This is a genomic window from Treponema denticola, assembly GCF_024181605.1.
GTDB classification, from domain to species: domain Bacteria; phylum Spirochaetota; class Spirochaetia; order Treponematales; family Treponemataceae; genus Treponema_B; species Treponema_B denticola_B.
This window is the reverse complement of record NZ_CP054477.1, coordinates 127333-140153: the sequence shown is the minus strand read 5'-3', so window position 1 is coordinate 140153 and position 12821 is coordinate 127333. Positions and strand designations below refer to the sequence as shown.

Below are 12821 nucleotides of genomic sequence, written 5' to 3'. Positions count from 1 at the left end.
ATAATTTATAAAGCTTTGTAAAAATACGCCGATACTGTAATGAGGTATAATTAATTCTGCCTTAGAATTTGGAATATTTTGGAATATTGGAGTATTATAGAGGGTTTACTAATCCTTTACAAATGTGATAGAATAGGTATTGGAGATTCAAATTGCGTACAAGTTTAAAAGTTTTTATAAGTTTAGTTATCTCTTTAGCCGTATTTTCGGGGCTTTTATTTTTAACGGCCTCAGGTTATGAATCTTTTACGGAAACAAAAATATACAAACCGTCCATATTACGGCATATCAACGAAAACTTAGAAGAGATTGAAAAAACTTTTATAGCTTGGAATGAAACAAATACTGAGTTGTTTAGAAACTTTCTTCATGAAGAAGCATTAATGTCAACAGTAAAGCAGGATCAAGAGCCATCCGACATAGAAGAAAGAAACAATGTCATTTCAAAAATAATCTCGACCGTACCCGGATTTGCAGGATTGCGGATAATCGATTCACAATATCAAAAAATCCACTTTAGTACATTTTCTGAAGACATTCTAAGCAAAACAGACTCAATGCTTTCATATAAAAAGTACAACGATTCAGGCAATTTAGTTCCGTACCAACATATAGCATCTGCAGACAAGTCGGAAGTAAAAATTACGGCTTCAACAGCTTTTGATGTAATTCTATATTCTTTGCCTTTTTACGATACCTATGATGTATATAGAGGAACAGCCGTTTTTTATATCTCAGGGAATAGTTTTTTATATCACTTGGTTTCACAAAATATACTTTCAATCAGTGATGGTTTGGCCCTCCTCTCCGACGAATCCCACACTATAATAGGTATCTTGACAGGTAACCATAATATTGTTTCTCCGGAATTAAAAGAAGCCGTTCTCAATGACTGGGAAAGGGTTCCTCAAAATTTACGGACAATAAGCCTTGAAGGGGAAGACTGCTGGGTTCTTATTACAAAAAAATCCGATTTCGGTTATATAGGCCGAATAACCGAAAAAGATGTCTTTATGTTCCCCATGACCGTTAAATATTTTTTGATATTTACGGTTTTTGTAACAATATTTTTAATGTTCTTTTTATTATTGAATATAAAAAGAAGCCGTTTATTTATTGCACAAAATAAAATTCAGACGCTGCATTGGTCAATTCTAAAAAACTATTTAAAAACATCTCAAAAAGAAAATTGGACGGAGCTACAAAAAGAACTTGAGTATCATAGGCATGAAGTAAATGCAGAAATAAAAAAGGGATTAGGAAAGAAAATTCTTGAAACTAAAGGAAAAGAAGTAGATGATTTTTTACAAAACAGTTGGCAGGAAATATTTGACATTATAAACAAAACCGCAAGAAACAAATCTCTTACCCAAGACCTAAAAAATGTAAAAGCTGAGGAACTTATAAATCTTTTGATGGAGGCACTTAAGTCTCAAAAGGATACTTCCGATAAACCAAAACCGACCCCTGAGGTTGAAGCTGTCGAAGATCTCGCTGAAATAAAAAAGACTGATGCCGTCGAAGAGCTCGATGAAATAGAAGAAGCTGATACTGTCGAAGAACTCGACGAAGCAGAAGAGGCTGATGCCGTTGAAGATCTCGGCGAAGCAGAAGAGGCTGATACTGTCGAAGAACTCGACGAACTACAAGAAGCTGATGCCGTCGAAGAACTCGACGAAGTACAAGAAGCTGCTGCCGTTGAAGATCTCGCTGAAATAGAAGAGGCTGATACTGTCGAAGAACTCGACGAAGCAGAAGAGGCTGATGCCGTCGAAGAACTCGACGAAGTACAAGAAGCTGATGCCGTTGAAGATCTCGGCGAAGCAGAAGAGGCTGATACTGTCGAAGAACTCAACGAAGCAGAAGAGGCTGATGCCGTCGAAGAACTCGCTGAAGTAGAAGAAGCTAAAACTGTTGAGGGACTTGATGAAGAGGAAGTTACCGAATCTAAAGTATTTGATAAAGTAGATCACTCTGAAACTACAATGACCCTTGATTCAGCGGAAAGTGTTGATGATCCAATGCTTCTTTTAAATGATTTAGGATATACTATTTCAGGCTTGGATTTTTCCGAACTTGATGTTCCTATTTCGGAGTTGGAAAAAATAGAAGCCAAAAAAGTTGAATACATAGATGAAGTTTACAGCCCTATACGTTCACTGTGGGGAAAATATGACGAAGGCCCCATATTGGGTACTCTGGATGTAGTAGGAGAAAGTGAACCTGTTCCCTTGCTGGATATAAACGAAGAGCAAACAATAGTAAACGAGGACGGAGTCTTTATTATCCGTAAAACAGAGCCGGTAAAACCTGAAAATAAAGATTTTAAGGCTCTTGTTGACTCAGTACTTAGATAGTACCAAAATGCAAACAATTTTAAACAATTTAAAAAAACTTCTTTTTATTTTATTTTTTATAGGTAGTTTAAGCATTGTTCCATGCGAAAATAGAGACAAGCTTGATGCCTTTAATTTTAATCTTGATAATCCATGGCTTAGTTTAAAAGCCATTCAAACGGCCTACCCTGATCTTATAAAGAATATTTCTTTTGATTCGGAATTAAACGATTGGTTTATAACAATAAGAAATCAAAATTTGTATTGGGCAGATGGAAGACTTTTACCCAAAAAAGATATTCAAAATCGACAAAAATGGGCTCCTATAATTTCTTACTTTTATTCCGACGAGGTACAAAATCCTAAAGACTTTTCTGAAGAACTTATATCGGCATTAAAACCTGAAAGTCTAATCAAGAACAGAAAAGCTTCCCCTCCTCCAAATTACACCTTTTTTATGCTTTTATTTAATGGAAGAAACAGAAAAGAAATTCTAAAACAAATCCGCCGTTCACGATTTTTGGGCTATGACGTATGGGTCCACCACCGTGTTGCCGAGCCTTTAAGGCGTGTTCAAACAAAAATATACGAAGCTCAAAAAACAAACACAGAAGTTAAAAAATTTTTAAAAGAACTAAATCAGTGTTGGAGTTTTAATTGGAGGGTTATAGCAGATTCCGGTAAACTGAGCAACCACAGCTGGGGCTCGGCTATTGATCTTTTACCGGCAAACTACAAGAATAAAAAAATCTATTGGTTTTGGGAAGCCGCCCGTGATGATTTCTGGATGAAAATTATGCCTTACAGAAGATGGATACCTCCTAAGGCCATAATCGATGCCTTTGAAAGCGAAGGGTTTATCTGGGGCGGTAAATGGACTCTCTGGGATAATATGCATTTTGAATACCGCCCCGAACTTCTATACATTAGAGATTTTGTTCTAAAGGCGGAATTTAATGAATTTATAGCGAAGGATACACAAGGGCTATATCAAATGCCTCAAATTGAAACTGGTAAACCGGATAAACAAATATCTCAACGGCTTGCCGGTATTTTTAAAATGGCAGAATTGATAAAATTTACTTCATCCTTTTCCCATAATATTTTATCTTTTTATGGTATCGGCGGCAAAACGGCGGAGGATAGTTTTGAAAAAGAAGAAAATATAGAAGAACCACAGGAACCTGAATATTTGGAGGAAATGATTGATTAAGATTATTTTAGGGATATTTATAATTATAATATTCTTTTTACTCGGTTTGGTCATTGGAAAATACAAAGAAAGAAGTTTAAATCTAAAAAAGTTAAATGAAGCAAGAAAAGATGCCGTAAAACGATCCCGGGCCGTATTGAACGGGCAACTTTCAGAGCAGCTGGCTCCTTTTTTTCCGGATTTTCCTGCAAATCCCACAGAAATACGCTTTATAGGTCAGCCTGTAGACTACATTGCCTTTAACGGTTCATCCCAAGGTACTATTTCCGATATAAGCTTTATAGAAATAAAAACAGGCTCATCAACTTTGAGTCCTGTTGAAAAAGCTTTAAAAGATGCTATAGAAAAAAAGAAGATAAAATATATAGAATATAGAGCAGATTTTAAGGATAAGTAGATATTTTAGATTAAACCGCATAAAATAGCAATAAAAGCAATAAAAATACATTTTTTTCTTAAAAACGCTTGACAATTTTTATTTAATTTGATATATTATGGCTACACACAGAAAAGATACACATACTACTTCAAAAGAACCCTCGTATCCTCCTTTCGGGGGTTCTTTTCTTTTTTTAAGCAAAACTTAATCTACTTTATAAAAAAATTTTGATCGATAATTTCAACAGAAATCTCATCATTTCCAAAAACAGAAATGGAATTATCCTTATAAAATAAAAAACAGGCGGGCATTTTAGACCTGCCGATAAAAGGAAAATCCACCATTATCAATCTTTGCAAAAGTACCCTTGTCTTTTCTTCCCCTAAAACATAGCTTGATGTAGAAAGAGCATCGGCAAGGGCAGAGCTTTCACTTACAATAGAAGAAGCATTTAAACTGTTGTGTACAGGATAACCCGTCTTTGAATCGAAGATATGATGATAAATTATCCCATCTTTTTCTATAAATCTTTCATAGTTGCCAGATGTTACAAGTGAAGCATCTTTAAGCTCCATACTTATAACAGGATTTTGTTTCCCTATTACCGGATTCCGTAAGGCAGTCTTCCAAGTTTTTCCCGACGGGTTTTTACCGGAGGCTAGGATATTTCCGCCAAGGTCTATTAGAAAATCTTTTATGCCATGCTCTAAAAGTATTTTTGCAATCTTATCGGCGGCATAGCCTTTTGCAATCCCTCCAAGATCCAGCCTCATACCTTTTTTTTGCAAAAAGACCTTATTTCCCTCACTTAGGATTATATTTTTATAGTCTAAAAGCGGCAAAATCCCTTTAATGTCCTCAGGCGAAGGAACGGCCTCATTTTCAAAGCCTATGTTCCAAAGTTTTACCAAGGGGCCGATAGCCGGATTAAAAGCTCCATCGGTAAGCTCCGCCATCATAAGAGAAATTTGCAAAAGCTCGTACAATTCGTGAGAAACTTCCAAAGGAGAAAGCCCAGCCTCTTTGTTTAAGCGCTCAAGTTCAGACTCCCTTGTAGTAGTCAGTCCCTTTAGATTATTATTTTCTGCAGAAACCTTATCGGTGTTTGCATTAAAGATTGAATCAAGTTTTGTCAGCTCGGCATATACCTTTTCCAAAGCCTCTTCCGCCTTTTTTTTAGGCTCGGAAGTCAGGATACGCACCCTGCAAACGGTTCCAAGAGATAACCATGTTTTAGAATATTCTTTTATTGCCGGCCGGCACGAAACAGCTAAAAGCATGTAAAAAGCTAAAAATAAGAGAAAGATATATTTTTTAAACATAATGGCTCCGGTTTATTTGTCTTGTGCGTTTTTTTGTTTTGTTCCGCTCAAAATTAAATTTATACCAAGCCCTATTCCGCAACAAACGATAAAAGAATCGGCAGCATTAAAAGTCGGCCAACGATCCATCCCCAAAATACCGAAAAATTTTATATCTATAAAGTCGACAACGCCTTCAGATCTAAAAAAACGGTCTATAAGGTTTCCGAAACCGCCGCCCAGTATTCCGCATATAAACCATCTTTGAGCCCTTGTCAATTCAACGGACTTTAGATATGCAACGGTAAGAGCTATCAAGAGTAAAAACGGTAAAAAAACCAACATTATCTTTCTTGCAATTTCTCCAAAACCGGCGCCAAGACTAAAGGCCGCTCCGGTATTATATACAAACCTCAAATTTACAAGGTCTCCTATTACCGGAATTACCTCATTCACGGACATATATTTTACAACTAAAATTTTAGTAACTTGGTCTACAATAATAACTATTGCAGTAAGCAAAAAAGGAAGATAATAATCTTTTTTATTATTCACAAGGATCCTGCCTTATAATACATATAGATTTTGCTCTTTTGAGCGGCGAGTATTAACATAACGGGTTAAGTCGGTCATGTTTTGTACTATAATTCTATCATCATAGACGGAAATTCTGCCCTGATCTATAAATTTCCGCATATTGTCTTCAGTTTCTTCTTTTGAAAGACCTGCCCAGCGGGCAACCTCTTCAATTGTCGTATCGAAGGAGCGCATCTCCGTAGTGCGGTCAAGATTGGGCTGTGTTTCATCCAGCATCAAGAAAACATCAGCTATTCTTGCAGGCCTGTCTTCAATAGTTAAAATCATAAACCTGCGTCTTTGGGCATAGATACGTCTTACAAAGGTCTTTAAAAGCCGCATAGCAATAGCCGGATTTCCCTTCATCAAAATTTCAAAGTTTTCTTTATTGAATTCGAGAGCCATCACATCATCATAAGCTATGGCCGAGGCTGAACGGGGAGAATTATCCAAAATAGCCATCTCGCCGAAGATTTCACCGGGCTGTAAGATGTCAAGGTTTTTTTCAAATCCGTTTATAATCTTTATAAGCTGAACACGGCCCGACTGTATCAAATAGAATGATGAACCGGGTTCAAATTCTGCAAATATAAGAGACCCTTTAGGAAAATTTTTTGCAAATCTTGAAAATGAAGAAAAAAGATCCGACATAGTTTACTCTCCTTGCAGCCGAGCGCTGCATTCTTTTTGAAGTTCCCTAATTTTTCCGATTATATCGGCCCCCGACAATAGGGCGGCCTTATCAAAAAAGGCAATCGCCTTATCAGGTCTTTCCATATCCATATAACACATACCCAAATACATAAGGGCATCTCCTATTTTTAAAGACTTGGGATGCTGGGAAATAAAACCCGTTAAAAGCTGTAAACAGCGCACATATTCTTTTTGGGCATGAAGAGTTTTCCCTGCACCTATATATGCCTTATCGGTAATCTCATCGCCTGTCCCTGCCTCGATTACGGCATGATACTGATCATAGGCAGCTTCAAATTCTCCCTTTTCAAAAAGATCTTCAGCCTTATTATACGTAAGATATACCGTGCCGTCGGCAATAGGGGCCGGCTTTTCAGGCTGAACAAAAGATGCATCGTTATTATGTCCTTCCGCGGTTCCAAAAGAGCGGCCTGCAACTTCAGCCGTACTTCTAACAATTTGGTCTACTTGTGAAATATACTTTCCGCTAGGATAGATAGCCTTATATCTTGCCCCTACCTGTCCTGCAGCCTTATAGTGTTGGGAGGAATAAAAGGCATTCATAACATTAAAAAGGCCTTCTTCAGGATTTGTTTCTTCTTCACTGTCCAAAAGAGAGGCTAGCTGCTTATGGATACTCCTAAGCTGGCGGGAAAACACCTTTATCATCTGTAAAATAATGCGGGTATTCGTCTGTGCAAAGGCTTCAAATTCTTTGCTTGTAAAAGAATAAACTATGGAGTCGGTTAAAACCATGGCGCTTTCTTCTCTAGGATAATTGCCCAATGCCGATTTTACTCCAAAAAATTCTCCGGTCTTTATATAGTCGGTAACCTGTTCTCCGGTTTCAATATCTATAGATGTAAGAGCTATGCTGCCCGTGTTTAATAAGAAAACACGTTCATCAAAATCTCCCGAGAAATAAACTACTGAATTTGCCTTGTAATTAATAGCCTTAGGCATTACGGCCTCCCAATACAAAACTTGCGTTCTACCATTCTAGCATATTTTTTAAGAAAAACCTAGCCCTTCTTTGTTTTTTTTGATATAATCTTTTTCTATGGTGGACTTACACACTCATTCAACAGCATCGGACGGCACCTTTACCCCTGCGGAACTTGCCGCAGCCGTTAAAAAGGCAGGCATTTCAGCCTTTGCCTTAACCGATCACGATATTTTAAGCGGGCTCGATGAAGCTGCTGCAGAAGCTAAAAGGCAGGGTATAATTTTTATACGCGGTGTCGAAATAAGCGTTAAATGGAGCCCCGGAGAGCTCCATTTATTGGGCCTTGATTTGCGTAAAGAGTCCAATGAGCTTAACACGCTCTTACAGGATCTGCAGGATGAAAGGATAAACAGAAATCAAAGGATGGCCGAAAAATTAAAAAAAGCCGGCTTTGATATTTCATACGAAAAGGTGAGAGATTTTGCGGGTGGAGATCATGGCTTGGGCCGGCCTCATTTTGCAGCCTACATGGCGGCTCATAAAATGGTCAAAAAAAATCAGGAAGCCTTCGATAAGTATTTTGCAAAGGGAAGACCTTTTTTTGAAGAAAAAGAAAATGCAGACCTTGCAGCGGCAATTTCTGCCGTAAAATCCGCAGGAGGAATTCCCGTTTTGGCTCATCCTATGTCCCTTTATTTATCTTGGTCTTCCCTTCCCGATGTTATAGCCGATTTTAAAAGGCAGGGCCTTGTGGGGCTTGAAGCTTGGAATTCTTCAACAAAATACAATGATTGTAAAAGGCTCGAAAAACTGGCGGCATCCCTAGATATGCCCATAACTGCCGGAAGCGATTTTCACGGCTCAATCCGAAAGGACAGAAAACTCGGAACAACTTCAAAAAACGGTATAAAGATTGAAGACAGGTTTTACGAAAATTTACGAGCCCTCCATCCCGATCTTCCGCCTCTGCAAGATAGTCAGGCTGATTAGAAGATAAAAATTATGCAAAAAGAAATCGTAAAAACAAAAAAAATGGTTTTCGGGGCTTCATGTATCGCTTCCTTAAAAGACGGCAAAACCGTTTTTGTTCCCTATTCTCTTCCCGATGAGGTTTTGGAAATTTCCATCGTAAAAGAACATAAAAATTATACCGAGGGAAAAATCGAAAAAATCTTAGAAGCCTCTCCCCACAGGGTAGAACCTAGGTGCCCTTACTTTTATGTTTGCGGGGGCTGCAACCTACAAACAGCCGATGACGAATACCAGCATTTTTTAAGAAAAAGCATGGCCCTTGAAGCCCTCGATAGAGCCTTGAGTTTAAATAAGGAAAAAGCTGCTTTTGATAAGCCGGCTCTTGAAAAGAATTTTTTTGAAAAAAGTGTTTTTGTAAGCGGCCCGGACTGGGATTATAGAGCCCGCTTTCAGTTTTACATTGACGAGGACAGCTCTCTTTCTTTAAAAGAAAATAAAAGTTCCGGTTCGGTGAAGATAAAGGATTGCCCTATTGCAGTACCTGCAATAAGAAATCTTTTAAAATCGAATTTAAAAGAATATACTCCGAATTCGAGAATCCATATTTTTTCGGACGGAGAAAAAATTTTTACCCAAGATAATGCAAAAGACTGTGAGGTAAGGCTTGCAGGAAAAAGGATCAAATTCAATCCCTTGGGCTTTTTTCAATCTAATTTGGAAATGACCGAAAATCTGATAAACACGATTTTTGAATACGCAAAAATTTCAGGGCGAGTTTTGGATTTTTATTCAGGTGTAGGAACATTTTCTCTCTTTGCTTATGATCAGGCAAAAGAGATTCATCTTGTAGAACATAATAAACACGCCCTCGCTTATGCCGAAGAAAATTTTTTGATAAACAGCTCATCAAGCGGAATTGTCAGAGAAAAAAAAGAAAGCGGATTTCCTAAAATTTTTTATCATGCCTTGGACGGAAAAAATTGGGCAAAAACAAGAGAGTCAAAACTGAAATTCGATACGGTATTTGTAGACCCTCCGAGAAGCGGCATAGATAAAGAAGCCCTGTCTTGGATTTGCTCAAGCGGGACCCGTCAGATTTTTTATATCTCCTGCGACCCTATAACCTTCGCCCGAGACACGGCAAGCCTCCTCGTATCCGGTTACAAGTTAGAAAAACATTTTCTATTCGATTTTTATCCTCAAACTCACCACATTGAAACACTGGGGATTTTTAGGAAGAATTAATTCTCAAGCGTTCACTATTTCTATAAGTTTTCTTCTTTACTAAATCCTTATAAGTGTGCTATAATACCCTAAATATACAAATAATAGGAGTAGTCGAGGTGTCCATTAAGGCAAAAGACATGACGATGGCTGAACGCAAGGAGCGTGTGGCGCAGCTGGTAAGGCAATTTAAGGAAAATGAGGCTTTTTATCTTTCCAAAAATTTTGTGGAAAGCGAAGTGCGCAATAAGTTTATCGATCCGCTGCTTGAATGCCTGAAGTGGGATGTCAAAAACGAGAAGGGTGCGCGGCATGACCGGCAGGAGGTCATTACCGAAGACCGCGTAGTAATGGACGGACAGGTAAAGCATCCCGACTACACGCTCTGCTACGGCGGCGAGCGGAAGATGTATGTGGAAGCAAAGCAGCCGAGCGTTGACCTTAAAACAAATCCCGAACCTGCGCTTCAGGTGCGGAGGTATGCGTATACATCGAAGATGCCTATTGCAGTGCTTACGGACTTTCAGGAATTGGCAATTTACGACACGCGGATTAAGCCGTCCGAAAAAGACACTGCTTCAACTGCCCGCATTGAGTATCTAACCTACGATAAGCTCACCGAAAAATTTGAAGAGTTGTACAATAAAATCAGCTGGGATGCCGTTGACCTCGGCACCTTCGATACTTATCACGAAGGCAATAAGGATAAGCGGGGAACGGCAACCGTTGACGATGACATTTTGAATATGATCGAAAAATGGCGTACAGTGCTTGCCGAAGATATTGCTCTGCATAACGAAGGAATCGATGAATTCAATTTGACGGGAGCCGTACAGAAAATTATAGACCGGATTCTCTTTTTGCGGATTTGTGAAGATAAAGAAATCGAAGAAGGAAATCAGCTTAAAAAAATTGCGGCACAAAAAACGAATATTTATAAAAATGTGCAGAAGCTTTTTGAAAATGCGAATGCTAAATTTAATGCAGGACTGTTTGCTTCCGATACATGGCTTGACGGACTTGCTGTTGCGGATAAAACACTTACCAATATTATCAATGCACTCTATTATCCCGAATGTCAGTATGAGTTCAGTGTACTGCCGGTTGAAATATTGGGATCTATCTATGAGCGTTTTTTGGGAAAGATTATCCGCTTTACGCGCAAAACAAAGAACGGGCACAGCATAGAAATTCTTGAAAAACCTGAAGTACAAAAAGCAGGCGGGGTGTATTATACGCCGCCTTATATCGTTAAATACATCGTTGAAAACACAATCGGTAAAAAGCTTGCAGGCAAAACTCCTGATGAAGTAAAGAGTTTGCGTTTTGTTGATCCTGCGTGCGGTTCGGGGAGCTTTCTTGTCGGGGCATATCAGTATCTGCTGGACTGGCATTTGGATTGGTACTATGCAGAAGAGCGGCGTACACAAGCGGAAAAGAAGGGGCTTATCTACAAGGATGCAGCGACTCAAGGGTATAAGCTGAGTATTGAAGAAAAAAAGCGCATTTTGCTAAACAATATCTACGGTGTGGATATCGACGCGCAGGCGGTGGAGGTAACAAAGCTTTCACTCTTTTTGAAGCTCTTGGAAAATGAGGGCAAGGCTCTTTCTACAACTGGACAGGCTGCACTGTTTAAAACGAGCGACATACAGGCAAAAATTTTACCAGATATGTCGCACAATATTAAATGCGGAAACAGCCTTATCGGGACGGATTATTACGCCGGTAAAGATTTAACGCTTTTCGGTATAGAGGAGCAGCGCAAGGTGAATGCATTTGACTGGGATGTACAGTTCCCTGATATTTTTGCACACGGCGGTTTTGACTGCGTAATAGGGAATCCGCCGTATGTAAAAGAGTATACCGATACGAGCTGCTTTGAAGGTTTGCATAATCATCCATGTTATCAAGGAAAAATGGATTTATGGTATTTTTTCGGATATCAAGGAATTCGCTTTGCAAAAGAAAACGGTTTAGTCGGATTTATTGCACCGAATAATTGGATAACAAATGCAGGTGCTTCTTTATTCAGAAACTTTGTATTGGATAATGCAAAGATAGTAACATATACGGACTTCGGCAATTACAAGGTATTTCAAACAGCATCAATTCAAACCATGATATATATTATGCAAAAAACGCAAATAAACGAGCCTTATTCGGTTGAATATTCGCGGCTGAATAATGACCGCGCCGAACTGTCTGAAGTGCTTGATTTTTTAGCGGGAAACGGAGAAGAGAATATAACCCGATTTGAAGCGGAAATTGTAAAGGAGGCTTGCAAGGATAAATATATTCTCTTTTTGAATAATAGAATTTCTGCCGTTCTCGATTGCATAAAAGAGAGAAGTAACGCAATGCTTACGGAAGACGAAATTGTACAAGGGATTATAGGTGCTCCCGATGAGTGTTTTATAGTCACCGATTTATCGGTATTTACAGATGAGGAAAGAGAATTTATTAAACCTTACTACACAGGTTTACCTAACCGATATAGTTGTCAAAAGACCGATAAGTATATTATTTATTTATCAGCACAAAATTTTTCAGATAAGAAATTATCTAATTATCCTAATTTTGTGAATCATTTTAATAAATTCAAAACTGATCTTAAGCAAGCAAAAATAAAATATAAGACACCAAATAAACCTTACTATTATCTGCATAGAGAAAGGGACGAACAATTTTTTAAAGCAGGGAATGAAAAAATTATTTCACAAGGGAGAACTCAATTTCCAAGGTTTTACTATACGACAGAGCCTTTTTATGCTTCACGCGCATTGTTTGTTATTAAAACCGAACGGTTCAATCTTAAATCCTTAACCGCCGTATTAAATTCCAATGTGATTAAGTTCTGGCTTCGCTATAAGGGAAAAATGCAGGGGGATAACTTTCAGGTAGATAAAGAACCATTACTTGGATTACCTTTGATTGTCCCAACAGAAGCGGAGCAGATACATATAAGTGCTTTAGTTGACCAGATGATTGCCGCACAGGAACAGCTGGGCAGTGCAATCTCCGATTCTGATAAAAAATTCTTGCAGCAAAGGATTGATGTTTTGGATAAGCAGATAAATGCTGTTGTTTATGGGCTATACGGGCTGACTGAGGATGAGGTGAAGATTGTGGAGGGGGAGTAGGAGAGATATGACAGTTATAATCACACACATAATTATAT

General features: G+C 38.4%; 10 protein-coding genes. 6 read left to right on the top strand and 4 right to left on the bottom strand.

Annotation, left to right across the window (positions count from 1 at the left end; translation table 11 throughout):
* The first annotated feature begins 152 nt into the window (after positions 1–152).
* From E4N80_RS00645 to E4N80_RS00635, 3 genes are read left to right on the top strand one after another with little or no spacing between them, the layout of a single operon-like run.
* A complete protein-coding gene (locus E4N80_RS00645) occupies positions 153–2357 on the top strand; it encodes a hypothetical protein (RefSeq protein WP_253699676.1) in 2205 nt (734 codons plus the stop codon).
* Positions 2338–3549, top strand: a complete 1212-nt coding sequence (locus tag E4N80_RS00640) for a M15 family metallopeptidase (protein WP_366797065.1) — start codon at positions 2338–2340, stop codon at positions 3547–3549. The genes E4N80_RS00645 and E4N80_RS00640 overlap by 20 nt, the downstream gene beginning before the upstream one ends.
* Complete coding sequence (locus E4N80_RS00635; protein ID WP_002667220.1) at positions 3542–3946, top strand: Holliday junction resolvase-like protein; 405 nt, start codon at positions 3542–3544, stop codon at positions 3944–3946. The genes E4N80_RS00640 and E4N80_RS00635 overlap by 8 nt, the downstream gene beginning before the upstream one ends.
* A gap of 191 nt (positions 3947–4137) precedes the next feature.
* On the opposite strand, the gene E4N80_RS00630 is transcribed toward E4N80_RS00635, so the two are convergent.
* From E4N80_RS00630 to E4N80_RS00615, 4 genes are read right to left on the bottom strand one after another with little or no spacing between them, the layout of a single operon-like run.
* A complete protein-coding gene (locus E4N80_RS00630; RefSeq protein WP_253699674.1) occupies positions 4138–5250 on the bottom strand; it encodes an FAD:protein FMN transferase in 1113 nt (370 codons plus the stop codon).
* A gap of 12 nt (positions 5251–5262) precedes the next feature.
* Positions 5263–5784, bottom strand: a complete 522-nt coding sequence (lspA, locus tag E4N80_RS00625; RefSeq protein WP_253699673.1) for a signal peptidase II — start codon at positions 5782–5784, stop codon at positions 5263–5265.
* A gap of 12 nt (positions 5785–5796) precedes the next feature.
* On the bottom strand, positions 5797–6456 hold the full coding sequence (locus E4N80_RS00620; protein ID WP_253699672.1) for a Crp/Fnr family transcriptional regulator: 660 nt from the start codon (positions 6454–6456) through the stop codon (positions 5797–5799).
* A gap of 3 nt (positions 6457–6459) precedes the next feature.
* Positions 6460–7461 carry a cyclic nucleotide-binding domain-containing protein gene (locus E4N80_RS00615; RefSeq protein WP_253699671.1) on the bottom strand — a complete coding sequence of 334 codons (1002 nt, stop codon included), beginning with the start codon at positions 7459–7461 and terminating at the stop codon, positions 6460–6462.
* Between the two features lie 97 nt (positions 7462–7558).
* On the opposite strand from E4N80_RS00615, the gene E4N80_RS00610 reads away from it, so the two are divergent.
* The 3 genes from E4N80_RS00610 to E4N80_RS00600 all read left to right on the top strand — a co-directional run bounded on the left by E4N80_RS00610 (position 7559) and on the right by E4N80_RS00600 (position 12783).
* Positions 7559–8434, top strand: coding sequence for a PHP domain-containing protein (locus tag E4N80_RS00610; RefSeq protein ID WP_253699670.1), 876 nt, complete (start codon positions 7559–7561; stop codon positions 8432–8434).
* A gap of 12 nt (positions 8435–8446) precedes the next feature.
* On the top strand, positions 8447–9661 hold the full coding sequence (locus tag E4N80_RS00605) for a class I SAM-dependent RNA methyltransferase (RefSeq protein WP_253699669.1): 1215 nt from the start codon (positions 8447–8449) through the stop codon (positions 9659–9661).
* Positions 9662–9759: 98 nt separating this feature from the next.
* Entirely contained in the window at positions 9760–12783 is a 3024-nt protein-coding gene (locus E4N80_RS00600) for an Eco57I restriction-modification methylase domain-containing protein (RefSeq protein WP_253699668.1), read from the top strand.
* Positions 12784–12821 lie beyond the last annotated feature (38 nt).

What these genes read in the sequence shown, in the direction of transcription:
- E4N80_RS00605 (WP_253699669.1), top strand. Translation starts at nt 8,447, where the DNA reads ATGCAAAAAGAAATCGTAAAAACAAAAAAAATGGTTTTCGGGGCTTCA.
- E4N80_RS00615 (WP_253699671.1), bottom strand. Translation starts at nt 7,461, where the DNA reads ATGCCTAAGGCTATTAATTACAAGGCAAATTCAGTAGTTTATTTCTCG.
- E4N80_RS00620 (WP_253699672.1), bottom strand. Translation starts at nt 6,456, where the DNA reads ATGTCGGATCTTTTTTCTTCATTTTCAAGATTTGCAAAAAATTTTCCT.
- E4N80_RS00630 (WP_253699674.1), bottom strand. Translation starts at nt 5,250, where the DNA reads ATGTTTAAAAAATATATCTTTCTCTTATTTTTAGCTTTTTACATGCTT.
- E4N80_RS00610 (WP_253699670.1), top strand. Translation starts at nt 7,559, where the DNA reads ATGGTGGACTTACACACTCATTCAACAGCATCGGACGGCACCTTTACC.